The 21,506-nt window shown below is 72.6% G+C and carries 21 protein-coding genes; 9 read left to right on the forward strand and 12 right to left on the reverse strand.

The genetic code is table 11. The features are described 5' to 3' along the window. The first annotated feature begins 20 nt into the window (after window positions 1-20). Window positions 21-485, forward strand: a complete 465-nt coding sequence (locus AC3A3H_RS07815) for a universal stress protein (RefSeq protein WP_487613991.1) — start codon at window positions 21-23, stop codon at window positions 483-485. 25 nt (window positions 486-510) lie between these two features. Here the strand turns inward: AC3A3H_RS07815 and AC3A3H_RS07820 are convergent, their stop codons facing one another. Then, window positions 511-1,065, reverse strand: coding sequence for a flavodoxin family protein (locus AC3A3H_RS07820; protein WP_487613992.1), 555 nt, complete (start codon window positions 1,063-1,065; stop codon window positions 511-513). A 124-nt stretch (window positions 1,066-1,189) separates the two neighbouring features. Here AC3A3H_RS07820 and AC3A3H_RS07825 point away from each other — a divergent pair, with 124 nt between their 5' ends. Continuing rightward, on the forward strand, window positions 1,190-2,098 hold the full coding sequence (locus tag AC3A3H_RS07825; RefSeq protein ID WP_487613993.1) for a universal stress protein: 909 nt from the start codon (window positions 1,190-1,192) through the stop codon (window positions 2,096-2,098). Further along, window positions 2,095-4,734: a magnesium-translocating P-type ATPase gene (gene mgtA / locus AC3A3H_RS07830; protein ID WP_487613994.1), complete on the forward strand. Its 2,640-nt coding sequence runs from the start codon at window positions 2,095-2,097 to the stop codon at window positions 4,732-4,734. Before AC3A3H_RS07825 ends, mgtA begins: the two co-directional genes overlap by 4 nt. Here the strand turns inward: mgtA and AC3A3H_RS07835 are convergent. The 7 genes from AC3A3H_RS07835 to AC3A3H_RS07865 all read right to left on the reverse strand — a co-directional run bounded on the left by AC3A3H_RS07835 (window position 4,706) and on the right by AC3A3H_RS07865 (window position 12,170). Beyond that, window positions 4,706-6,082, reverse strand: coding sequence for an MBL fold metallo-hydrolase RNA specificity domain-containing protein (locus AC3A3H_RS07835; RefSeq protein ID WP_487613995.1), 1,377 nt, complete (start codon window positions 6,080-6,082; stop codon window positions 4,706-4,708). The genes mgtA and AC3A3H_RS07835 overlap by 29 nt on opposite strands. Continuing rightward, on the reverse strand, window positions 6,079-6,504 hold the full coding sequence (locus AC3A3H_RS07840) for a hypothetical protein (RefSeq protein WP_487613996.1): 426 nt from the start codon (window positions 6,502-6,504) through the stop codon (window positions 6,079-6,081). The genes AC3A3H_RS07835 and AC3A3H_RS07840 overlap by 4 nt, the downstream gene beginning before the upstream one ends. A gap of 87 nt (window positions 6,505-6,591) precedes the next feature. Next, on the reverse strand, window positions 6,592-7,200 hold the full coding sequence (locus AC3A3H_RS07845; protein WP_487613997.1) for a cation efflux transmembrane domain-containing protein: 609 nt from the start codon (window positions 7,198-7,200) through the stop codon (window positions 6,592-6,594). Next, on the reverse strand, window positions 7,197-8,234 hold the full coding sequence (locus AC3A3H_RS07850; protein WP_487613998.1) for a cation diffusion facilitator family transporter: 1,038 nt from the start codon (window positions 8,232-8,234) through the stop codon (window positions 7,197-7,199). The genes AC3A3H_RS07845 and AC3A3H_RS07850 overlap by 4 nt, the downstream gene beginning before the upstream one ends. Beyond that, a complete protein-coding gene (locus tag AC3A3H_RS07855; protein WP_487613999.1) occupies window positions 8,231-8,593 on the reverse strand; it encodes an ArsR/SmtB family transcription factor in 363 nt (120 codons plus the stop codon). The genes AC3A3H_RS07850 and AC3A3H_RS07855 overlap by 4 nt, the downstream gene beginning before the upstream one ends. 26 nt (window positions 8,594-8,619) lie before the next feature. Next, on the reverse strand, window positions 8,620-10,893 hold the full coding sequence (gene treS / locus AC3A3H_RS07860; RefSeq protein WP_487614000.1) for a maltose alpha-D-glucosyltransferase: 2,274 nt from the start codon (window positions 10,891-10,893) through the stop codon (window positions 8,620-8,622). A 77-nt stretch (window positions 10,894-10,970) separates the two neighbouring features. Next, a complete protein-coding gene (locus tag AC3A3H_RS07865; protein WP_487614001.1) occupies window positions 10,971-12,170 on the reverse strand; it encodes a molybdopterin molybdotransferase MoeA in 1,200 nt (399 codons plus the stop codon). Between the two features lie 45 nt (window positions 12,171-12,215). Between AC3A3H_RS07865 and fdhD the strand changes: the two genes are divergently transcribed. Then, the gene (gene fdhD / locus AC3A3H_RS07870; protein ID WP_487614002.1) at window positions 12,216-13,112 is read left to right on the forward strand and encodes a formate dehydrogenase accessory sulfurtransferase FdhD; all 897 of its coding nucleotides are present in this window, start codon (window positions 12,216-12,218) and stop codon (window positions 13,110-13,112) included. Continuing rightward, window positions 13,112-15,403, forward strand: a complete 2,292-nt coding sequence (locus AC3A3H_RS07875; protein ID WP_487614003.1) for an FdhF/YdeP family oxidoreductase — start codon at window positions 13,112-13,114, stop codon at window positions 15,401-15,403. The genes fdhD and AC3A3H_RS07875 overlap by 1 nt, the downstream gene beginning before the upstream one ends. On the opposite strand, the gene AC3A3H_RS07880 is transcribed toward AC3A3H_RS07875, so the two are convergent. Together AC3A3H_RS07880 and AC3A3H_RS07885 are read right to left on the reverse strand one after the other, a co-directional pair. Beyond that, window positions 15,400-15,711, reverse strand: coding sequence for a hypothetical protein (locus tag AC3A3H_RS07880; protein ID WP_487614004.1), 312 nt, complete (start codon window positions 15,709-15,711; stop codon window positions 15,400-15,402). The two genes, AC3A3H_RS07875 and AC3A3H_RS07880, sit on opposite strands and share 4 nt — an antisense overlap. Further along, window positions 15,708-16,031 (reverse strand): AbrB/MazE/SpoVT family DNA-binding domain-containing protein, encoded by a 324-nt coding sequence (locus AC3A3H_RS07885; RefSeq protein ID WP_487614005.1) that lies wholly within the window; start codon window positions 16,029-16,031, stop codon window positions 15,708-15,710. The genes AC3A3H_RS07880 and AC3A3H_RS07885 overlap by 4 nt, the downstream gene beginning before the upstream one ends. Before the next feature lie 137 nt (window positions 16,032-16,168). Here AC3A3H_RS07885 and AC3A3H_RS07890 point away from each other — a divergent pair, with 137 nt between their 5' ends. Together AC3A3H_RS07890 and AC3A3H_RS07895 are read left to right on the forward strand one after the other, a co-directional pair. After that, window positions 16,169-17,764, forward strand: coding sequence for an alpha-amylase family glycosyl hydrolase (locus AC3A3H_RS07890; protein WP_487614006.1), 1,596 nt, complete (start codon window positions 16,169-16,171; stop codon window positions 17,762-17,764). Window positions 17,765-17,809: 45 nt separating this feature from the next. After that, window positions 17,810-18,055, forward strand: coding sequence for a hypothetical protein (locus tag AC3A3H_RS07895; protein WP_487614007.1), 246 nt, complete (start codon window positions 17,810-17,812; stop codon window positions 18,053-18,055). 30 nt (window positions 18,056-18,085) lie between these two features. Here AC3A3H_RS07895 and AC3A3H_RS07900 read toward each other — a convergent pair whose 3' ends face one another. Continuing rightward, window positions 18,086-19,261 carry a toxic anion resistance protein gene (locus AC3A3H_RS07900; RefSeq protein ID WP_487614008.1) on the reverse strand — a complete coding sequence of 392 codons (1,176 nt, stop codon included), beginning with the start codon at window positions 19,259-19,261 and terminating at the stop codon, window positions 18,086-18,088. A 110-nt stretch (window positions 19,262-19,371) separates the two neighbouring features. Between AC3A3H_RS07900 and AC3A3H_RS07905 the strand changes: the two genes are divergently transcribed. After that, a complete protein-coding gene (locus AC3A3H_RS07905; protein WP_487614009.1) occupies window positions 19,372-19,851 on the forward strand; it encodes a nucleoside/nucleotide kinase family protein in 480 nt (159 codons plus the stop codon). Window positions 19,852-19,998: 147 nt separating this feature from the next. Further along, window positions 19,999-20,571 (forward strand): TetR family transcriptional regulator, encoded by a 573-nt coding sequence (locus AC3A3H_RS07910; protein ID WP_487614010.1) that lies wholly within the window; start codon window positions 19,999-20,001, stop codon window positions 20,569-20,571. A 49-nt stretch (window positions 20,572-20,620) separates the two neighbouring features. Here the strand turns inward: AC3A3H_RS07910 and AC3A3H_RS07915 are convergent, their stop codons facing one another. After that, window positions 20,621-21,493 (reverse strand): LysR substrate-binding domain-containing protein, encoded by an 873-nt coding sequence (locus tag AC3A3H_RS07915; protein WP_487614011.1) that lies wholly within the window; start codon window positions 21,491-21,493, stop codon window positions 20,621-20,623. Between the last annotated feature and the right edge of the window lie 13 nt (window positions 21,494-21,506).

Genomic DNA, 21,506 nt, shown 5'->3' on the forward strand with positions numbered 1-21,506 from the left:
CCCACGAAAGGAGTACCCGCATGACCGACGCGCCCGATCACGAGTCCGACGACCGCATCCACCTCGGAGGCCGCATCGTCGTCGGGGTCGACGGCTCCGCGGAGTCGCTCGCCGCGCTGCGCCGCGGCGCCCGGATGGCCGAGCGGCTGGGCAGCAGCCTGGTCGGCGTGACGGTGTGGGAGTTCCCGCCGTCCTGGCCCGGCTACGTGATGGGCGGCTGGGACCCCGAGCGGGACGCGCACACCATCGCCGAGGACGCCGCGCGCGAGGTCTTCGGGGACGCACCGCCGCCGTGGTACTCGACGGTCGTCCGCTCCGGGTCCGCCGCCCGCCAGCTGATCGCCGAGGCGGAGGACGCGGAGATGCTGATCGTGGGCAGCCGGGGTCTCGGCGGGTTCACCGGGCTGCTGCTGGGCTCGGTGTCGCGTTCGGTGGTCGAGCACGCGGACTGCCCGGTGCTCGTCCTCCACGGCTCCGGGTCCTGACGGTCGGCCGCTGAGGGCCGCCGGGTCAGACTGCGGCCCTCGTGCCCAGTGCCGCGCCGATCACGCGGCCCCACTCGCGGGCGTCGTCCAGCTGCCCGGCCTCCAGCATGCTCTCCTTGTCGACGAGGAAGCTGTGCTTCGCGAGCAGGCGGTGCGACCCTAGCCTGCGCAGGCGCTTGTCGATCGCCGCGGCCGCCGAGCCGGTGAACAGCTCGGTCATGTCGGCGCGGGTGTCGAACGCGGCGAACCGGCCGGGCACGCCGCCGCAGGTCTCCAGCCACTCCCGGACGCCGATGCCCTCGGCGTCGGGTTCGAGCGTGAGCCGCCGGTCGGGTTCGTCCGCCCACTTCGCCGCCTCCACCCGGGTGGCAGGGCGGCTCAGGCTGTGCGCGTGGGTCGGGGCGCCGACGAGCAGGAGGTCGGCGTCCGGGAAGGCCTCCGGCGCGTCCTTGACCTTCACGACGGTCACGGCCGCGAACGGCCGCAGTCCTTCGGCGATGGCCTCGGCGATCCGGCGGGTGCTTCCGAACATGGACTCGTAGACGATGGCCGCGCGAGCGACCGATCCAGTGTCGTTCATGCCCCCCACTCTGGCGCAGGCCGGCCGCGCGCGCAGGGCCGAAGGTCACGTGGGACTTTCGGCACTGGGGGAGGGCCGCCCGGATGGCGAGACTGATCCCGTTCCCGAGCGGTTGGAGGGTGCGATGGCCGGCACGATCATGGTCGGAGTCGACGGCAGGGCAGAGCACAGAGCCGCCCTGGGGTGGGCCACCCGGCGGGCGGTGCGCGACGGCGCCCGGCTGGAGATCGTCTTCGTCCTGGAGCGCTCCTGGGGCGACGGCTCAGACGGCCCGGACGACCTGCTCGTCGTCGCGGCGAAGTCCGTGCTGGCGACGGAGCGGGAGGCCGCCCTGCGCATCGCGGAGGCGGCCTCGGCCCGGGTGCCCGCGCTGACCGGTCCCGAGCCCGCGCCGGGGCGGCGGCCCGTCCTGGAGGTGGGGACGCGCTATCTCTACGGCCACATCGGCGCCGAGCTGGAGTCGGCCTCCCGCGACGCCGACCTCCTCGTCGTGGGCGCCCGCTCGCGCGCCGAGCGCGACCGCGGTTTCGCCGGCTCGCTCCACGTCCGCGTGGCGGCGGCCGCGCCCTGCTCGGTCGCGGTGGTACCGCACGGCTGGGCGGACACCGGGGCGGGGGTGGTCGCCGGCGACGACGGCAAGCCGCCCGCCGAGGCGGCCGACGCGTTCGCCGCCGTCGAGGCCGCCGCGCTCGGCGAGCCGCTGCGCCTGGTCTGCGTCGGCTACACCGCCAATCCGCTGCTGGCCGGGTTCGTGCCGGAGGTGTCCCTCGACGACCGGCGGCAGCACGTCCTCGACGCGGCCGCCCGGCGCGCGCGCGAGCTCCACCCGGACCTCGTGGTCCAGGCCGACGCGATCGAGGCGCCGCCCGCCCGGGGCTTGGTCGACGCGGCAGAAGGCCGCAGAATGCTCATCATGGGGACACGGGACCGCCACGGCGCCAAGCGCGTCATGCTCGGCTCGGTCGGGCACGACGTGCTGCTGAACGTGCGCGTCCCGGTCGTGCTCGCGCGGGCGCGCCGAGCGGCCGAGTGACGGCGTCGGCCGGCACAGCGGCCGTCGCCGCGCTGCCGCTGAGCCCCGTCCGGGCCGCCGCCTCCAGGGACGTCGCCGCGGTGCTCGCGGACGTGGGGTCGTCGGCCGTCGGCCTGAGCGCCGCGGAGGCCGCGGACCGGCTCGCCCGGGTGGGGCCGAACGCCGTCCGCGGGCACAGGGCCCGGCCGTGGAGCGTCCTCGGCCGTCAGGTGCGCAGCCCGATCCTGATCCTGCTGTTCGCGACCGCGGTCATCTCGGCGTTCGTCGGCCAGGGGACGGAGGCGGTGATCATCGCCGTCATCCTCGTCGTCAGTGTCGGGCTGGGGTTCGTCAACGAGTTCCGGGCGGAGCAGGCCGCCGACGCCCTCCACGACCGGCTGCGGCACACCTCGATCGTGCTGCGCGGCGGGGTGCGCCGCAGCGTCGACGTGACGGAGCTCGTCCCCGGCGACCTCGTGCTGCTGACGGTGGGCACCGTCGTCCCGGCCGACCTGCGGCTCGTTGAGGCGAACGGCCTGGAGTGCGACGAGAGCATCGTGACGGGCGAGGCGCATGCGGCCGCCAAGACGGTGGACCCCGTGGCGGAGGGCGCGGGCGTCGGCGACCTCGCCTGCTGCGCGCTGATGGGCACCGTCGTGCACGCGGGCGGCGGCGTCGGCGTCGTCGTCGCGACCGGCGGCACGACCGAGTTCGGCAGGATCGCCGTCGGCCTGGCCGCGCAGCAGCCGCAGACCGAGTTCCAGCGCGGACTGGGCCAGTTCTCCACCTTCCTGCTGCTGGTCGCGATCATCCTCACGACCCTGATCTTCGTGGCGGCGCTGCTGCTCGGCCGGCCGCTGATCGAGTCCCTGCTGTTCTCGCTCGCCATCGCGGTCGGCATCACCCCGCAGCTGCTGCCGGCCGTGGTCAGCACCAGCCTCGCGGCCGGCTCGCGCGCGCTCGCGCGGCGGCGGGTCCTGGTGAAGCGCATGGTCTGCATCGAGGACCTGGGCGACCTCGACCTCCTGGTGACCGACAAGACCGGGACGCTCACGACCGGCCGGATCGTGTTCGACCGCCCGGTGCCGCTTGACCACGTGGAGGCCGAGGAGGTGCTGCTGCTCGGCCTCCTCGCCACCGACGCCGACCCGGCCGCGCCGCAGACGGTCGGGCTGAACGCGCTCGACGCCGCCCTCTGGGCGAGCGAGGAGGCGGCGTCCGCCCCGGTCGCCGCGTACCGCAGGCTCGACGCCGTGCCGTTCGACCATGAGCGCCGCATGGCCGGCGCCCTCGTCGCGGCGACGGGCTCCGCGCCGATCGTCGTCGTCAAGGGCGCCCCCGAGTCCGTCCTCCCGCTGTGCGCGGACGTGGACCCGTCCGCGGCAGGGATGCTGTCGCAGCTGTACGCCGCCGGCTCGCGCGTCATCGCCATCGCCACGCGGGCGGCTGGCGGCCTGGTCGCGCTGACGCCGCAGGACGAGACCGGCCTGACGCTGCGCGGATTCCTCGCGTTCATGGACGGCGTGAAGCCGGACGCGCGCGCATCCCTGCAGCGGCTCGCGGACCTCGGCGTCGGGGTCAAGATCGCGACCGGCGACAGCGCCGTCGTGGCCGAGCGCGTCTGCACGGAGCTCGGGATGCCCTCCACGGGCACGCTGACCGGCGAGGCGATCGACGCCCTCGACGACACGCGGCTCGCGGAGTCCGCCCGCGCCGCCACGATCTTCGCCCGGGTGTCGCCCGAGCAGAAGGCGCGCATCATGCGCGCGCTGCGCGAGAAGGGCCGCGCGGTCGGCTTCCTCGGCGACGGCGTCAACGACGCGCTGGCCCTGCACAGCGCCGACATCGGCATCTCGGTCGACTCGGCCGTGGATGTGGCGAAGGACGCCGCCGACGTGCTGCTGCTCGACAAGGACCTCGACGTGCTCGCCGACGGCGTCACCGAAGGGCGGCGGATCTTCGCGAACACGATCAAGTACGTGCTGATGGGCACGTCCAGCAACTTCGGCAACATGTTCAGCGCGTCGATCGCCTCGGTCATCCTGCCGTTCCTGCCGATGCTGCCCGGCCAGATCCTGCTGAACAACCTGCTCTACGACTCCAGCCAGCTCGCCATCCCGAGCGACCACGTGGACGCCGAGCAGCTCCGGGTGCCGTCGCACTGGGACATCGGCGCCATCCGCCGCTTCATGCTGCTGTTCGGCCCGATCAGCTCGCTGTTCGACTTCGCGACGTTCGGGCTGATGCTCTTCGCGTTCCAGGCGGCCCCGCCGGAGTTCCGCTCGGGCTGGTTCATTGAGTCGATCGCAACGCAGACGCTGATCGTCTTCGTCATCCGGACCAGGCGGGTGCCGTTCCTGCGCAGCCGCGCCTCCCTCCCGCTCACCGTCTCGGTGCTCGCCGTCGTGGCGGTCGGCGCGTGGCTGCCGTACTCGCCGCTGGCCGGCCTGCTCGGCTTCACGCCGCTGCCCGCCCTGTTCGTCCTCGCCCTCGTCGGCCTGGTGCTGCTCTACCTGGTGCTCGTGGAGGCGGCGAAGGTCTGGTACTACGCGCGGCTGAGCGCGCCGCGGGTTCCCTCAGTGCGGAGGCGGGCGTACCCGCACCGGGTGGCGCGGCGGGCTGCGCGGTTCACGACCCGCTCCCCGCGGGCAGGCTGACGCTCTCCCCGAACTCCGGCACCCGCGCCTCCCAGCCGAGAGCGCGCTTCACCCGCACCCGCAGCGCGTCGGCGGCGTGCGGCTCCCCGTGGGTCAGGTAGACGGCCCGAGGCGGCGTCGGAGCGGTGCTCAGCCAGTCGACGATCTGCCCGGCGTCGGCGTGCGCGGAGAGCATGTCGAGCACGTGCACCTGCGCGCGGATCGGGATGTCGCGCCCGTAGATCCGCAGGCTGCGCTCGCCGCGGCGCAGGGCGTCACCGCGCGTGCCGCCGGCCTGGAACCCGGTCAGGACGATCGCGTTGTGGGGGTCGGAGCCGTACGCGGCGATGTGGTGCAGCACGCGTCCGCCTTCGAGCATCCCGCTCGCGGAGATGATGATCGCGGGGCCGCCGCGCAGGTTGAGCAGCTTGGAGTCGTCCACCGTGCGCACCAGCGTTGCGAGCCGGTACATCGCCTCGAACTCGGCGGGGCCGATGCGGTGCTCCTCCGGGTGGCGCGCGTAGATCTCCGCCGCGTTCACCGCCATCGGGCTGTTGAGGAAGACCGGGACGTCCGGGATGGCGTACCGCGCCCGCAGCCGACTCAGCTGCAGCAGCAGGGTCTCGGCCCGGCCGACGGCGAAGGCCGGCAGGATCACCACGCCGCCCCTGCTGCAGACGTCGCGGACGATCTCGCCGAGCTGCCACGCCGGGTCCGTTCCCGGGTGCAGGCGGTCGCCGTAGGTGGACTCGCAGACGAGTACGTCGGTCGCCTCCAGCGAGACTGGCGGCCTCATGAGCGAGTCGTCCGGCCGGCCCAGATCGCCCGTGAAGTGCAGCCGGGACCCTTCGGCCTCCAGCAACACCTGCGCCGCGCCGAGGATGTGGCCGGCCGGGACGAACCGCGCGGCGATGCCCGCGACCTCCACCTCGGCGTCGAACGGATGCGGCTGGAAGCGCTCCAGCGCGGCGAGCGCGTCCTGCTCGGTGTAGAGCGGGAGCGGCGTCGCGTGCTTGGAGCTGTGCCGCCGCGCGGCGAACTCGGCCTGCTCCTCCAGCAGCCGGCCGCTGTCCGGCAGGATCAGCCGGCTGAGCTCGGCGGTGCCGTGCGTCGCGTGGATGCGCCCGCGGAAGCCGTCGCGCACGAGCGCAGGCAGGTAGCCGGTGTGATCGAGGTGGGCGTGCGTGACCACGACCGCGTCGATGCCGGCCGGGTCGACCGGGAACGGCTGCCAGTTGCGTTCGCGCAGGACCTTGTAGCCCTGGAACAGCCCGCAGTCGACCAGGATGCGCCGTCCCTGCGATTCGACCAGGTACCGCGAGCCGGTGACGGTGTCGGTCGCGCCCAGGAACCGGAGCGTCGCGGTCATTGCGCCGCGATCCGTCCGGGCCGGAGCAGCCCGAGTCCGAGCAAAACCAGTCCGAGTTCCGCCAGCCCCGCCGCGAAGTACGCGGCCTGGAGGACGCTGAACGGGATGAACATCATCTGCACGAAGATCCAGATCAGCAGCCCGAAGGCGGCGACGGCTGCGGCGAGGGGCCCGGAGCGGGCGCCGCGCCCGACCAGCACGGCCGCCAGCAGATGCGTTCCGCCCACGACGACCCCGAGCACCAGGCCGGGCGCCAGGTACGACGTGAACGGGCTCCCGCCGAGGTAGGAGGGCCCGGGGACGGCCCCTCCCAGCGACGACGAGGTCGCGGCCCCGACGACCAGCGCAGTGCCGCCGGCGACCGCGGTCAGCCCGACGAGCGCGGTCAGTGCAGTGAGGACGATACGGATCCAGCGTTTCATGGCCCCTCCTGGCGGTCGAGCCGAGTGTCCCGCCGGCGGAGGTCGCCGGTGCAGGGCCGAAAGGCCTGTGCCGCGTCCGGCGCCGGGTCAGTCGTGCCCGTCCCGGAAGATCGCCACCGCCTCCCGCACCGCGTACGCCACGATGACCAGCCCCGCGACCGGGTCCGCCCACCACCAGCCGAAGAGCCCGTCGACTGCCAGCCCGAGCAGGACGGCGGTGGCGAGGATGCCGTCCACCAGTGTCACGCGGCCCTCGGCGATCAGCACGGGGTTCCCGAGGCGCCGGCCCGTGCGGGCCTTGCCGAAGGCGAGGGCGAACATCACGAGGGCGGTCACGGCCGTCCAGCCCGCGCCGCCGGGGCTCGGCGTCGCGCGGTGGCCGGACGCCAGCGCGATCACAGCCAGGACGAGGAGGTATGCGGCCAGCAGGACGAACGCGACGCCGATCAGCCGGAGCGCCAGCCGCTGCCGGCGCTCGCCGCTCCCGGTCAGTTCCCAGATCACGACCACGCTGGCGAAGATCTCGATCAGGCTGTCCAGGCCGAAGCCGAGCAGCGCGACCGATGCGCTCGTGAACGCGAGCACGGCGAGGACGACCACGCCGACGACGTTCCAGCCGAGCGTGACGGCCTCCAGCCCGATGCCGAAGCGGGTCAGGCGGCGCCGCGAGGCGGTGTCCAGCCCGGCGTCCGTCATCGAGCCTGACCCGCGGGCACGAGCTCGAGGCTCAGTTCGTCCAGGTTGCGGAGGTGGGAGTTCGCGTGCGTGCGGGCGGAGTCCAGGATGCGATGGGCGTCGGACAGGCTCGACGCGTCGACCTCCAGCCGGGCGCTGCCGTGCAGCCGGTGGCCGACCCAGCGGAGCTGCACGCGCGGCACCGCGGTCACGCCGGGGGTGTCCTCGAGCGCGTGCTCCAGCCGCCCGACCAGCTCGGGCTCGATGCCGTCGAGAAGGCGGCGGCCGATGCTGCGGACCGTGCCCCACAGCAGCACGATGATCGCGGCGGAGATGAGGAGGCCGACGATCGGGTCGGCGAGCGGGAAGCCGAGGAGGACGCCGATCGCGCCCACCACGACGGCGAGCGAGGTGAAGCCGTCGATCCGGGCGTGGACGCCGTCGGCGACGAGGGCGGCGGAGCCGATCCGCCGGCCGACGCGGATGCGGTAGATCGCGACCGCCTCGTTGCCGGCGAACCCGATCAGGCCGGCGACGACCACCCAGCCCAGGTTCTCCAGCGGGTGCGGGTGGAAGAAGCGGTCGATCGACTGCCAGGCGGCGACGACCGCGGACAGCGCGACCACCGCGATGATGAACAGGCCGGCGAGATCCTCCGCGCGGCCGTAGCCGTAGGTGTAGCGCCGGGAGGCGACCCGGCGGCCGAGGACGAACGCCACCCACAGCGGCACGGCGGTCAGCGCGTCGGAGAAGTTGTGCACCGTGTCGGCGAGCAGCGCGACGGACCCGCTGAACGCGACGACGACGGCCTGCAGCAGCGTGGTGCCGAGCAGCACGAACAGGCTGATCTTGAGAGCGCGGACGCCCTGGGCGCTGGCCTCCAGCGCGTCGTCGATGGAGTCGGCGGCGTCGTGCGAGTGCGGCACGAAGAGGCCGTAGAGGAAACCCTTGAACCCGGCGGGGTGGGGGTGGTCGTGGTCGTGGTCGTGGTCGTGGTCGTGCTCGTGCTCGTGCTCGTGGTCGTGCCCGTGGTGGGTATGCGTCCCGCTGCTCACGCCGACGCCTCCCCGTGGTGGTGCCGCGGCGTCCCGCCGAGCGAGTGCTCCGCCTGGAGGATCGCGTCGGTGACGAGCCGGCTCGCGTGCTCGTTCTCCAGCCGGTAGAAGACCCGCTGGCCGTCCTGCCGCGTCGCCACGATCCGTGCGAGGCGCAGCTTCGCCAGGTGCTGGGAGACCGCGGCCGGCTGCTTGTCGAGGATGTCCGCGAGGTGGTTCACCGACAGCTCGCCGGCGTCGCGGAGGGCGAGGATGATGCGCACGCGCGTGGCGTCCGCGAGCATCCCGAACACCTCCACCGCCAGCTCGACGAACTGGCTGTCCGGCAAACGTCCGCATATCGGCTTATCTGCATCCATACGCAGATACTAACTCATCGAGATGGTCAGGCCTCCGGGCGGCGCAGGACGAGGAAGCGCGCGCCGTAGGGGCCGATGCTGAGGGGGAAGCTGCTGAGGTTGTCGACGGTCGTGACCTCGCTGTCGTCCGCCGCGTCCACGACCGTCGCGCCGAGCGGCAGCGCGTCGGAGCGCACCGTGCCGTCCACGGCATCCCGGCTCATGTTCAGCACCGTGAGTTGCACCGTCGGGAGGCCCTGGTCGTCCAGCGTCTCCAGCTCGTGCACGAGCACCAGCATCCCCGGGTGTGCGACGTCCGGGACGTCCACCTGATGCGCGGTCGCGATCCCGTAGCGGGAGCGGATGCGCAGCAGCTCGCTCAGCCCGCTGGCGAACGAGTCGGGCCGGCCGAGCTGGTCGGGGAGCGTGCCGTACAAGGAGCGCGCCCGCGGCATCCCGGACGCCGAGCGCTCCTCGTCGGGCGCCACCCCGAGCAGGTCGTGGGCGCCGCGCTCGATCCAGCGCGTGTCGCCCTCGGCGATCAGGTCGGCGACCTGCTCGCGGGGGAGGGTGAGCGAGCCCAGCAGGTCCCAGCCCGACAGCGCGAACACACCGGGCTGCCACGCGTTGAACGCGGCGAGCAGCAGGTGCGCGTCCCGGATCGCCGGGACGTCGGCCTCCGTGATCGAGTCCAGCGTGGTGTGCCCCTGCGCCGCGGCGATGAGGGAGGCCGTGGTGCAGGCGATCCCGTTCGTCGTGAAGACCAGGTTGAAGCCGGCCGGCGCCGTCAGCTTCTCCACCAGCTCCGAGCGGATCAGCTCGGCCAGCTCGCCGCCGGGCAGCTCCTCGTAGCGGAACGGGTACAGGTCGTTCTTGTGCAGCGTCGCCCAGTGCACCAGCTCGTAGGTCAGCTCGTCGTGGTTCTGGAGGCCGTGCACCAGGCTCGCCGGCTCCACCCCGAGCTCCAGCGACGTGCGCAGCGTCAGCCGCAGGAACTCGGTGTCGCCGGTCGCGAGCGCGTGGTGGTAGGCGGGCCGGTTGATGAAGTCGTAGGACAGGTCGGCGCCGACGGCGCCGGTGTCGCGGATGTCCTCCACGGTCAGGTTGAGCTCCTGGAACGTGAAGCCGCCGACCTTGCGCACCATGCCGGCGATCACGTGGTTGGCCGCGTGCGAGAGCGGGTGGCCCTCCGACCAGGCGGGCAGCCCCTCCGCGCTCTTCTCGACGCCCAGGAAGCCGTTCGCGTCCAGTCGCAGCGCGCTCGTGCCGAGGTCGCCGAGCGAGTGGAGCGCGTCGCCGATGACCAGCCGCATCCCCGAGAACGTCGGGTCCAGCCAGTTCACCGACGGCTGGCCCTCCTTGAAGTAGTGCAGGTACACCCAGCGCCGGGTCACTCCGTCGACGCCGACCACCGGCGCGGTGGCGCTCCAGTTGGTCTCCTTGACGCCGGGCGCGTAGAAGATGACGCGCTGCAGCTCGCCGATGATGTAGCCGCGTTCGGCCAGGCCGGCCTCCGTCTCTGCGTCCAGGTTCACCGAGTCGCGGTGCTCGGGGACCTCCGGCAGCAGGTGCCACTCCTCCGGCGGGATCTCCACCATGTGGTAGATGCCCGGGTAGTCCTTGTACGCCATCTCGGCGAGCCGGAAGTCGGCGCCCTTGCCGGTGTGGCCCGGCACGATGTCGTCGATGACGACGCCGCCGTGCTCCTCCGCGACGTCGGTCATCCGCTGGAAGGTCTGCTCGTCCCCGAAGATCGGGTCGATCTGCGTCCCGATTCGGTCGAAGTGGCCGTCGACGCTCGGGGTCTCCTGCCAGCCGCGGAGGCCGCCGGCGCGCTTCACCGGACCGGTGTGCACGCCGTTGATGCCGATCCGCTCGAACGCGGTCCACAGCTCCGGGTCGGCCAGCGCGGCGAGGAACGACTCGCCCGGGCGGGTGATGAGCGAGATCGGGTACGCCGTGAACCACACGTCGGAGGTCGACACGGCGCGGCGGGCGTCGGGGCGCGCGTACGGGTTGCGCCACATGCTCGGCGAGCCGGACAGCTGCCGGCTGAGCACGTCGGCGTCCTTCAGCATCGACTGGCGGACCAGCCACTGGACGTAGGCGGGATTCAGCCCGTTCGCGGCGCGCGGGTCGGAGACGGTGCGGCGGATGGCTCCGCCGCGCAGGTTCGCCCGCGGCCGCAGCCGGCGCGGCCGGGCCGGGTACAGCTGTTCGTCGTAGGTGATCTCGGTCGACTCGGGTTCGGTGGTCTCGGGCTCGGCGGTGTCGGGCTCGGTGCTGTCCGCGGTTCGGGCGGTTCCGATCGGCTCGTCCATCTGATCTCCTTCCGGCCTCTGCCACGGTATCCCAGCTTGGTGACCAGGTGACGTGCTCGGGCGAACTGCCTGCCGGCTCAACCGTTCGGCGTGCCGGTCGCGGCCCACGGCAGCGGGAGGCTCTCCGCGCCCTCCCCGTCCGCCACGCCCTCCGGCGGCACCACCAGGATCCCGGTCGCGCCCGCGAGACCGCGCAGCATCGCCGCGCCCCGCCACGCCGCCACGACCGCGCGCCCGTCGAGCTCGGCATACGGCACCAGCACCGTCGATCCCTTCCGTCCGTGGACCGCCGCGCCGCGCACCGTCCTGGTCGGGACGGGAGGCCGCCCCGCGAGCCCCGCGAGCAGCGGCTCGACGAGCGTGATCGCGGACAGCATGGCCGCGAGCGGGTTGCCGGGCAGCGCCGCGACGAGCCGGCCGTCCGGCAGCCGGGCGATGCGGGTAGGACCGCCCGGCCGCATCGCCACGCCGTCGACCAGGAAGCGCGCGCCGAGCGCTCGCAGCGCGTCGCGGAGGTGGTCAGCGGACGACTCGCCGGTGCCTCCCGTCGTGACGATCAGCGCCGCGTCGGCGTCCCGCAGCGCGGCCACGGTGTCGTCCAGCCGGTCGGGCACCCGTGCCGCGCCGGTCACCCGGCCGCCGAGCATCCCGATCAGCGCGGGCAGCTGCACCGCGAAGCTGTCCCGCACCCGGCCGGGCGCCGGCACACCGGAGGTGACGACCTCGTCGCCCGTGAACACCAGCGCCACCGGCGGGTCGGCGGTCACGAGCAGGTCGTCGGCGCCGGTCGCCGCGGCCAGCGCGACGTGCGCCGGGTTGAGCAGGGCGCCCGCGGCGATCAGCCGTTCCCCGCGCGCCGCCTCGGTGCCGGGGCGACGGATGTGGTGGCCGGGACGCGGCTCGCCGGTGACCGTCGAGCGCAGCACACGGCGCCCGAACCCGGCGTCGATCTCCCCGCTCTCGCTGCGGAGAACGGCGAACGCGTCGTCGGGCACCAGCGCACCGGTGACGATCGGCGTCGCCTGGCCGCGGCCGGGGGCGGCCTCCACCAGAGTCCAGGGCCCCTCGCCGACGACGAGCCAGCCGTCCATCGCCGCCGACGCGAAGTGCGGGAGGTCGATCGGGGTCTCGAGGTCGGCGGCGAGTCTGCGGCCGACCGAGTCGGGCAGCGCGACCCGCTCCGGCGGCAGCGCCACTCCCGCCGCCGCGGCGATCGCCCTCGCGTCGTGCCAGGACGGCCGCACCGCGCCGTCCGCATTCCCGATCCCATTCCTCACAAGATTCGAGTATGGGGCCACCCCGCCGCATGGTAAGCCTGAACCATGACTCGCATGACTTCGCGGAAGCAGATCACGCGCATCGTCGTCGGGGAGTCGCGCAGTCGCCGGGAGGACGTGCTCGCCGTCGAGGAGCCGCTCGAGATCCGGGTGGCGGGGACGCCGCTGTCGATCACGATGCGCACGCCCGGCAGCGACTTCGACCTGGCCGCCGGCTTCCTCGTCTCCGAGGGCGTCCTCCATCACGCCGAGCAGCTGAGCGCCATCCGCTACTGCGCCGGCGGCGCGGTGGACGGCGAGAACACCTACAACGTGCTCGACGTCACGCTGGCGCCAGGGGTCCCGCGGCCGGATGCGAGCCTCGACCGCAACTTCTACATGACGAGCTCCTGCGGCCTCTGCGGCAAGGCGAGCATCGACGCCGTGCGCACCCGCTCCGCCTACCCGGTCGACGCCGACCCGGTCACGGTCACCGACGAGCTGCTCACGACGCTGCCCGACCGGCTGCGAGAGGGCCAGGCGATGTTCGAGAAGACCGGCGGCCTCCACGCCGCCGCGCTGTTCGACGCCGCGACGGGCGCGCTGCTGGTGCTGCGCGAGGACGTCGGGCGGCACAACGCCGTCGACAAGGTGGTCGGCTGGGCCCTCAAGGAGGGCAGGCTCCCGCTGAGCGGCACCGTCCTGATGGTGTCCGGCCGGGCGAGCTTCGAGCTGGTGCAGAAGGCGTCGATGGCCGGCATCCCGGTGCTGGCGGCGGTCTCGGCGCCGTCGTCGCTCGCGGTCGACCTGGGCCGCGAGCTCGGCCTGACGGTGGTCGGGTTCCTGCGCGGTTCGTCGATGGTGGTCTACTCGGGCGGCGAGCGGATCCTGGTGACGGAGGCCGCCGACACGACGGCAGCCCAGATACCGACAGCCGACACGAGACCGAAAGCGATGGCCTGATGCACGACACGGACGTCAACCCCGGCGAGGAGTACCCCGACCTGGAGGTCGGGCGCAACAAGACCTGGGCGGTCGGGGTGCCGGCCATCCTGCACTCGATGGAGCCGGCCATCCGCGAGATGGGCCCCGCCCGCACCGCGAAGCTGATGACCGCGATCAACCAGAAGAACGGCTTCGACTGCATGAGCTGCGCGTGGCCCGACCCGGGCGACCGCAACATCCTGGAGTTCTGCGAGAACGGCGCCAAGGCGGTCACGTGGGAGGCCACGCCGGTGACCGTCCCGACGAGCTTCTGGGCCGAGAACTCGCTGACCAGCCTGCTCGACAAGTCCGAGTACTGGCTCGGGATGCAGGGCCGCCTCGTCGAGCCCGTGCACAAGCCGGCCGGCGCCGACCACTACGAGCCGATCGGCTGGGACGAGGCCTTCGCCCTGATCGCCGACCGTCTGAACCGTCTGGACTCGCCCGACCGTGCCGCGTTTTACACCAGCGGACGCACCGCCAACGAGACGGCCTTCGCCTACCAGCTCTTCGCGCGCGCGTTCGGCACCAACAACCTCCCGGACTGCTCGAACATGTGCCACGAGTCGACCGGAACCGCGCTCGGCGAGACCATCGGCATCGGCAAGTCGACGATCGCCTACGACGACTTCGGCAAAGCCGACCTGATCGTCGTGATGGGCCAGAACCCGGGCACGAACCACCCGCGCATGCTGACCGCGCTGGAGGAGGCCAAGCGCAACGGCGCCACCATCGTCGCGGTCAACCCGCTGCCGGAGGCCGGGCTCATCCGCTACAAGAACCCGCAGCGGCCGCGTGGCATCATCGGCAAGGGCACGCAGATCGCCGACCACTTCCTGCAGATCCGCTCCGGCGGCGACATGGCGCTCCTGCAAGCCGTGTCGCAGCGGGTGCTGGAGGCCGAGGACGCCGCGCCGGGCACGGTGCTCGACCACGAGTTCCTGTCCCGGCACACGCTCGGGCTGGAGGAGTTCCGCGCGCACATCGCGAAGCTCGACGACTTCACCGTGCTGGAGGCCACCGGGCTGACCCTGGAGGAGATCGACCTCCTCGCCGACCTCTACATCCGCTCCGACCGGGTCATCATCACCTGGGCGATGGGCCTGACCCAGCAGAAGAACGCGGTCGCGACCCTCAAGGAGCTCATCACCCTGCTGCTCCTGCGCGGCAACATCGGCAAGCCCGGCGCCGGCGCCTCGCCGATCCGCGGTCACAGCAACGTGCAGGGCGACCGGACCATGGGCATCTGGGAGCGGATGCCGAAGAGCTTCCTCGACGCCCTCCAGGCGGAGTTCGGCTTCGACCCGCCGCGCGACCACGGGTTCGACGCGCTGCAGACGCTCGCCGGCTTGCAGCGCGGCGACATCGAGGTGTTCTTCGCGATGGGCGGCAACTTCGTCGCCGCGATCTCCGACACCGCGGCCGCCGAAGCGGCGATGCGCGGCGCCGGGCTGACCGTGCAGGTCTCGACCAAGCTGAACCGCTCGCACGTCGTCACGGGCGAGGAGGCGCTGATCCTGCCGACGCTCGGCCGCACCGAGGTGGACCTCCAGGCCGGCGGCCCGCAGTTCCTCTCGGTGGAGGACAGCGTGTGCGCCGTGCACGCGACGCACGGCAAGATCCCGCCGGTCGCTCCGGGGCTGCTGTCCGAGGTGGCGATCGTCTCCCGGCTCGCACGGGCGACGCTCGGCGACAGGCACGGGATCGACTGGGCCGGGTTCGAGGCCGAGTACGACGTCATCCGCGACCACATCAGCCGGGTCGTCCCCGGGTTCGAGACGTTCAACGAGGACGTGCGCCGCAAGGGCGGCTTCGTCCTCCCGAACGGCCCACGCGACGAGCGCAGGTTCGACACTCCGGCCGGCAAGGCGATGATCACAGTCAACGAACTGGAGCCGCTGGAGCGCCCGGCAGGCCGGCTGATCCTCCAGACGCTCCGCTCGCACGACCAGTTCAACACGACGATCTACAGCCTGAACGACCGCTACCGCGGCATCAAGAACGGCCGCGACGTGGTCTTCGTCAACCCCGACGACCTCGCCGAGCTCGGCATCACGGACGGTCAGCGCGTCGACATCCACAGCGAGTGGCCGGGCGAGCCCGACCGCGTCCTCCCGAACTACCGGGTGGTCTCCTATCCGGCGGCGCGCGGGTGCGCGGCGGCCTACTACCCGGAGGCGAACGTCCTCGTGCCGTCGCAGAGCGCGGCGACGGGGAGCAACACGCCGGTGTCGAAAGCGGTGATCGTGCGGCTGGAGCCGGTGGGCTAGGGGCGGCGGTAGACGCCGTGGTCGCCGACGCGCCGCCACCGGCAGTAGAGGATCCCCGCCACGGTGACGAACTCGAACGTCGCGCGACCATCGGGTGACGCGAACGACCAGGTCATCTCGTAGATCCCGGGTGCTCCGCGCATCGACTTGACCCGCAGGGCCGCGGGCCAGGCGCGCGTGGGCTCGAGTGCGAACGCGTCGCAGGCGGGCGCGAAGCTGTTCTGGACGACATCGCGGAAGGCGCGTTGATGCTCGGGCTTGAGTCGTTTGAAGTCGGTGTCGAACGCAGGGGTGGTCTGAAACCTCACGACGCTGCGGAATCGGTGGTGCGGTCGTCGGCGATGGAGTCCAGAGCGGACAGGAAGTCGTCAGTCGATTCGTAGGAGGCGACGGCGCCCGACGCGACGTAGGCGTCGACCTCGCGTTCGCGGCGTTGCCAGCGGTCGCTCCAGAACCAGGCCTGCTCGGCCGGGACGGGCAGCGTCGGCCGGAGCTCGATGACGCCGTCCTCGCGCTCGGTGACCTCCATCTGGGCGCCCTCGGCGTCCAACCCGAGACGTCGTCGCAGTTCAGCGGGGAGGGTGACCACTCCCCGGCCCTGGAGGGCGAGATATCCGTGGTAAGTCATGGAGACCATTCTCGCAGCATTACCGTGTGCCGGCAATACTGCTATGCAGTAAAGCCGCAAAGCAGCAGAAACGCTCCATCCCCGACCCGCGTCCCAGCCCCATCGCCCATCCGCACTTTCCGGCGTATCAGTGGAGGATGCCCTCCACCCCAGAACGCACACCCGACAACCCTGCGGGCTGGGCCACCGACCCCGGCGCGCTCGTCTACGGCCTCGACCTGTCCCGGTTCGCCGACAGCGACGGCGACGGCTTCGGCGATCTGGCGGGGGCGCTGGCCCGGCTCGACCATGTGGCGGAGCTCGGCGTCACCTGGATCTGGCTGCTGCCGTTCTACCCGAGTCTGCGGCGGGACAACGGCTACGACGTCGACGACCACCTGGCCGTGGATCCGCGTTTCGGCGACCTGGACGGCCTCCGCGCCTTCCTGGCGCGCGCCCACGAGCTCGGGATGCGCGTGCTCGTCGACGCCGTGCCGCACCACACCTCGGACCGGCATCCGTGGTTCCTCGCCGCGCGGGAGGACACCGACGGGAGGGCGGGCAAGTTCTTCGTCTGGAGCGACGACGACTCGACCGAGCCGGGGGACCATCCGATGTTCCCGGGCGAGGAGGAGAGCGTCTGGACGTTCGACGAGCGGGCCGGGCGTTACTACCACCACCAGTTCTACTCGTTCCAGCCCGATATCAACGCCACCGATCCGGACGTCTTCGAAGAGCTCGTCCAGCTGCTGAGTTTCTGGCTCGGCGTCGGGGTCGACGGCTTCCGGATCGATGCCGCCCTGCTCCTGGTGCAGGGCAAAGGGAGGCCGGACACCGACGTCGACGACGACGAGTTCTTCGACCGGCTGCGGGCACGGCTGCGGCAGCTGCGTCCCGAGGTCGCGCTCATCGCGGAGGCCGACGAGCCGCCGGAGGCGATGGCGGCGCTGATCGAGAACGACCGATTCGACGCCGTCATCGACTTCAGCCTCAACAACGCCACGTTCCTCGCGCTGGCCCGCGGCCGGGCGCAGCCGATCGTGGACGCTCTCGACCGGCTCGACCGCAGCATCCCGGCCGAGTCGCGGCTCAACTTCGTGCGCAACGCCGACGAACTGGACCTGTCGCAGCTGAGCGACGCCGAGCGGGAGGAGGTGTTCGCCGCGTTCGCCCGGGACGACGACGACCTGATCTACGGGCGCGGCATCCGCCGGGGGTGGGCGCCGATGCTGCAGCCGGCCGAGCGGGTGCGGATGACGCTGAGCCTCCTGCACGCGCTGCCCGGCGTCCCGCTGCTGCAGGCCGGGCAGGAGCTGGGCACCGGCGACGACCTCGCGGTGGAGGGCCGCGGCGCGGCACGCACGACGATGCAGTGGGACGACTCCGACTGGGGCGGTTTCACGACCGCCGCCGAGTCGCCGCTGACGCTCGCCGCCCAGGTGGACGGCCCGTTCGGGTTCCGCGTCGTCAACGCGCGGGCGCAGGAGGACGACGACGGTTCGCTGCTGACGCTCGCCCGCGGGCTCGCCCGGGTGCGCAGGGCGGCGCACGCCGGCGCCGCGGGCTGGACGACCGTGGACGTCGGCGATCCGGCCGTGCTCGCCCTGCGCCGGGACGGCCTCCTGACCCTGCACAACCTGTCCGACCGGGAGGCGACGATCGAGGTGGAGGACGGGCACTCCGCCGTCCTGGCCGACGGCTGGGACGGCCGCACGCTCGCCCCCTACGGGTTCGCCTGGCTCAGGTCCACGTGACTTTGGTCCCTGTCGGTGGCGCCGGCCGCACGGCATCGTTGCCGCATGAGTTCACCGAACGCGGAGGACGCGCACCGGTCGTCCGCCTTCACGCGCGACGACTTCGCGGCGGTCCCCTACCTGCGCCATGATCAGTTCATCTCCCTGATCCGCTGGACGCAGGTCGCCGGCGAGTGGCGCTACATCACGGTCCTCGGCCAGTACCTGCACCGCGACGAGCGCTACTGGTATCTGCGGGTCCAGGGAGTGAACACCAGGCTCGACCGGGCGGAGTGGGCGATCTTCAGCTGACTGCGCAGGACGGGTCGCGACCCGGCTCGCCTAGCCCTGCCCCTGCCCCTGGTCCGGTCGCGCCCGCTTCAGGTAGCTGCGCGACCGCGCCACCTGGTGCTCCAGCGCGTCGACGGTCTGGGACATGCTGCTGATGGCCTGCCCGCGGTAGACGTCGATGCCGTCCATCGTCGCGAAGACGTCGTCGAAGGCGCGCTGCAGCACCCGCGCGTCCACCGCGCTCGTGATCTGCTCCTTCTGGATCTGCTCGGTCTGGTCGCGGAGCACCTCGCCGGTGCGGCCGATCAGGGCGTTCGTGCTCTGGTGGAGGGCGCCGAGCTGGTCGATGACGAGGCGCTGGTTCTCCAGTGCCTGCGCAACGACGACCGCGGTGCGCAGCGCGGAGACCGTGGTGGTCTTCGCGCGTTCGACGCCCTTGATGAGCTCGACGTTGTTCTTCTTGATGACGTCGAGGGCGAGGTAGGCCTGCACCGACACCGCGATCTGGGTGGTCAGGTCCTGGCGGCGCTGCCGGATCGGGAACAGGGCCTCCTTCTCCAGCGTCGCGGCCCGCACCGGGTCGGTGAGCCGCAGCTCGTCGGCCCGCGCCACGGTCGCCCGGTCGAGAGCGGCCGCGAGCGTAACGTACTCGTTGAGCCGCTCGGTGGTCCGCCAGAGCGCCGCGCGCTCGTTCTCGATCTCGACGTTGTCGCGGCGCAGCCACTCCTCGCCGTGGTCGAGCGACACCACGATCGAGTCGAGCTGCTTCTGCGCCGACTCGAACCGCTCGACGTACGCGCGGAACCGGCGCCCGCCGGGGAACCGGGCGAGCATCCGGTACCGCCCGCTGGTGTGCTGCGGGTCGAAGTCGCTCACCGTCGCGCGCAGCGCCTGCAGCGTGCGCAGGACACCGTACTGCGGGTCCGTCCGCACCGCCTTGCCCTTGGCCGCCGCGAGCGCCGTGGCCGGCCGGCTCAGCAGCTGCCGGGAGGCGTCGCTCGACTCCTGCATCTCCTTGTCGCCGAGGCGGGAGAACCCGGTGATCTTCCGGCGGAACGCCTCGCTGCCGGGCTCGGCCGCCGCCAGGTCGCGGATCCACTCGCGCGCCCGCGACTCCAGCTCGGCCTCCCGCTGCGGCGAGAGGCTCATCATGCCCATCGCCCGCTCGTCGGGAAGCTCCGGCACCGCCTCGGGCGGCCGCAGGTCGCCGCCGGGGTCCGCTTCCATGTGCCACTCCTCCCACCAGGACCGCAACCATCCCAGGGTAGGCCGGTCACCTGCGTGAACGGTAAGCCCGTTCGCTGGCAGCGTCGCCGCCCGGGTGGGATACTCGCCGCATGGGCAGCACCACCACCGATCACGCGTCCTTCTTCGACGGCCTCGCCGAGGAGTTCCTCCAGCACTATCGGCGCGGGCCGCGCTTCGTCGCGGTCACCGGTGTCGCCGGCGCCGACCTCCCGGCCGCGGCGGACGCGCTCGCCGCTGCGCTGCGCACGGCAGGTCAGCAGGTCGAGCGTGCCCACGCGAGCGCGCACGCGACCCCCGACGGGCTCCGCGCCGACCTGGTGACGCCGTTCCGGTCCGCCTCTCCCGACGGCGTCCTCGTCGTCGACGGCCCCGGCCTCCTCGGCGACACCCTGCGCGGATTCTGGAACTTCTCGGTCTGGGTCGAGCACGATCCGGAGCGGGACGCCGACTGGTCGTTCGTCTCCACCGGCCGCAAGGACCCGCTCGGCGCCCCGCGCGAGGTCGCGTCGGTGCTGTTCGACGACGCCGACCCGGAGCGGCCGCGCCGGCTGTTCGCGGACTCCTGCTGAGCCGGGAGGCCGGTATGACCCGGGAGGCCGGCGCCGTCCGGCGCCGCGACTCGCTGCGCATCCGAGCGTCGATGCGGCGTCGCGTGGCCGGCCCCGCTAGAGTTGCCGGCGGGGGACTCGCTCACAACGGATTCGAGGACCCTCACCATGCCGCCACGTCAGGAGCGCGCCCAGCGCAGCCGCGCCAGCATCCTCGACGCCGCTGCGGACGAGTTCGACCAGCACGGCTATGCCGGCGCCCGGCTCGAGCGCATCGTCGAACGCACCGGTCTCACCAAGGGCGCGGTGTACTTCCACTTCCGGTCGAAGCTCGACCTGGCGAAGGCTCTGGTCGCAGAGAAGTACGGCAACTGGCCGGCGATCGTGGCCGACATCGACGCGAGCGGACTGCGCGGGCTGGCGGCGGCGGCGGAACTGACCAGGAGGGTCGGCGCGGTGTTCGCGGCGGACGTGCGGGTGCGCGCGGCGATGGCGCTCTCCCAGACCGTCCTCCCGCCCGGACCGGATGCGGACCCCTACGAGCGCTGGGTGGCCATCGTCGCGGGCTACCTCGAGCAGGAGGAGGCGCTGCCGCAGGGGCTCTCTGCGCACGAGGTCGCCCGGGTGGCCGTCCAGGGCTTCTTCGGCGCCTACATGATCGCCGCCGAACGCGGCCACCTCGACCAGCTCCCCGCCGACATCGACCGCCTCTGGCGCGCGCTCGGCTCCCGCGCCGCCTGAGCGCGGTCCCTCCGGCAGCGCGACGGCGGCGACCTCCGTCCCGCGCACGTCAGAGCGCGGTGAGCTCCTCGCGGACGAAGCGCGCGAACTGCTCGGCGGCCGCGGGCTGCGAGCGCGTGCGGTTGCGGGCGAGGCCGATCACCCGCTGGGCCTCGTCGGCCAGCGGCACGGCGACGATCCCGGGCTCGGCCGGCGTGTCCGGGATGAGCGCGACGCCGACGCCGTCGCGCACCAGCGCGCGCAGGGTCGACAGCTCGGTCACCTCGATCACCGGCGACAGCACCTCCCCGTGCGCGGCGAAGTAGGCGTCCGCGATCGTCCGCAGCCCCGATCCGGGGCGCAGGGCGACCAGCTCGGCCTCGGTCAGGTCGGCGAACGACGCCTCCGCGCGGGTGGCGAGCGGATGGCCCTCCGGCACGCCCAGCACCAGCCGCTCGGCCGTCAGCGGCACCCACTCGATGTCCGGGTCGCGCGGGTCGGGGCTGAGGAACGCCAGGTCGGCCGACCCTTCGCGCAGCGCGTCGAGCACGGTGTCAGCGGTCCCGCCGCGCAACGCGAACCGGATGTCGGGGAACAGGCTGCGGTACTCGCTCACGACCCGGGGGAGCAGCCAGCTCCCGAACGACGACACGTACGCGAGCGATACGATGCCCGCCGCCGGATCGCGAAGCGCGTCGATGCGGGCGCGCGCCGTCTCCAACTCCGCCTCGGCCCGGGACGCGTGGGCCAGCAGGATCTCGCCGTACTGGTTGAGCTCCAGGTGGCCGCGGCGCCGGTCGAACAGCTCGACGCCGGCCTCGGCCTCCAGCCGCGCGAGTGAGCGCGAGAGCGTCGACTGCGAGACGCCGAGCGTCTCGGCGGCGAGCGCCAGATGGCCCTCCGCCGCCAGCGCCCGGAAGTGGGCGATCTCGTCGATCCGCATGCACACCATCATG

The sequence above is a fragment of the Leifsonia sp. Soil_N53 genome (genome assembly GCF_057655165.1).

Bases quoted from the DNA above. Each gene is read 5' to 3' on its own strand.
- AC3A3H_RS07845 (WP_487613997.1), bottom strand. From the start codon at position 7,200: ATGACGGACGCCGGGCTGGACACCGCCTCGCGGCGCCGCCTGACCCGC.
- AC3A3H_RS07835 (WP_487613995.1), bottom strand. From the start codon at position 6,082: ATGACCGCGACGCTCCGGTTCCTGGGCGCGACCGACACCGTCACCGGC.
- AC3A3H_RS07825 (WP_487613993.1), top strand. From the start codon at position 1,190: ATGGCCGGCACGATCATGGTCGGAGTCGACGGCAGGGCAGAGCACAGA.
- AC3A3H_RS07815 (WP_487613991.1), top strand. From the start codon at position 21: ATGACCGACGCGCCCGATCACGAGTCCGACGACCGCATCCACCTCGGA.
- AC3A3H_RS07895 (WP_487614007.1), top strand. From the start codon at position 17,810: ATGAGTTCACCGAACGCGGAGGACGCGCACCGGTCGTCCGCCTTCACG.
- AC3A3H_RS07885 (WP_487614005.1), bottom strand. From the start codon at position 16,031: ATGACTTACCACGGATATCTCGCCCTCCAGGGCCGGGGAGTGGTCACC.
- AC3A3H_RS07840 (WP_487613996.1), bottom strand. From the start codon at position 6,504: ATGAAACGCTGGATCCGTATCGTCCTCACTGCACTGACCGCGCTCGTC.
- AC3A3H_RS07820 (WP_487613992.1), bottom strand. From the start codon at position 1,065: ATGAACGACACTGGATCGGTCGCTCGCGCGGCCATCGTCTACGAGTCC.
- AC3A3H_RS07910 (WP_487614010.1), top strand. From the start codon at position 19,999: ATGCCGCCACGTCAGGAGCGCGCCCAGCGCAGCCGCGCCAGCATCCTC.
- AC3A3H_RS07900 (WP_487614008.1), bottom strand. From the start codon at position 19,261: ATGGAAGCGGACCCCGGCGGCGACCTGCGGCCGCCCGAGGCGGTGCCG.
- AC3A3H_RS07875 (WP_487614003.1), top strand. From the start codon at position 13,112: ATGCACGACACGGACGTCAACCCCGGCGAGGAGTACCCCGACCTGGAG.
- treS (WP_487614000.1), bottom strand. From the start codon at position 10,893: ATGGACGAGCCGATCGGAACCGCCCGAACCGCGGACAGCACCGAGCCC.
- AC3A3H_RS07890 (WP_487614006.1), top strand. From the start codon at position 16,169: ATGCCCTCCACCCCAGAACGCACACCCGACAACCCTGCGGGCTGGGCC.
- AC3A3H_RS07905 (WP_487614009.1), top strand. From the start codon at position 19,372: ATGGGCAGCACCACCACCGATCACGCGTCCTTCTTCGACGGCCTCGCC.
- fdhD (WP_487614002.1), top strand. From the start codon at position 12,216: ATGACTCGCATGACTTCGCGGAAGCAGATCACGCGCATCGTCGTCGGG.
- AC3A3H_RS07915 (WP_487614011.1), bottom strand. From the start codon at position 21,493: ATGCGGATCGACGAGATCGCCCACTTCCGGGCGCTGGCGGCGGAGGGC.
- AC3A3H_RS07855 (WP_487613999.1), bottom strand. From the start codon at position 8,593: ATGGATGCAGATAAGCCGATATGCGGACGTTTGCCGGACAGCCAGTTC.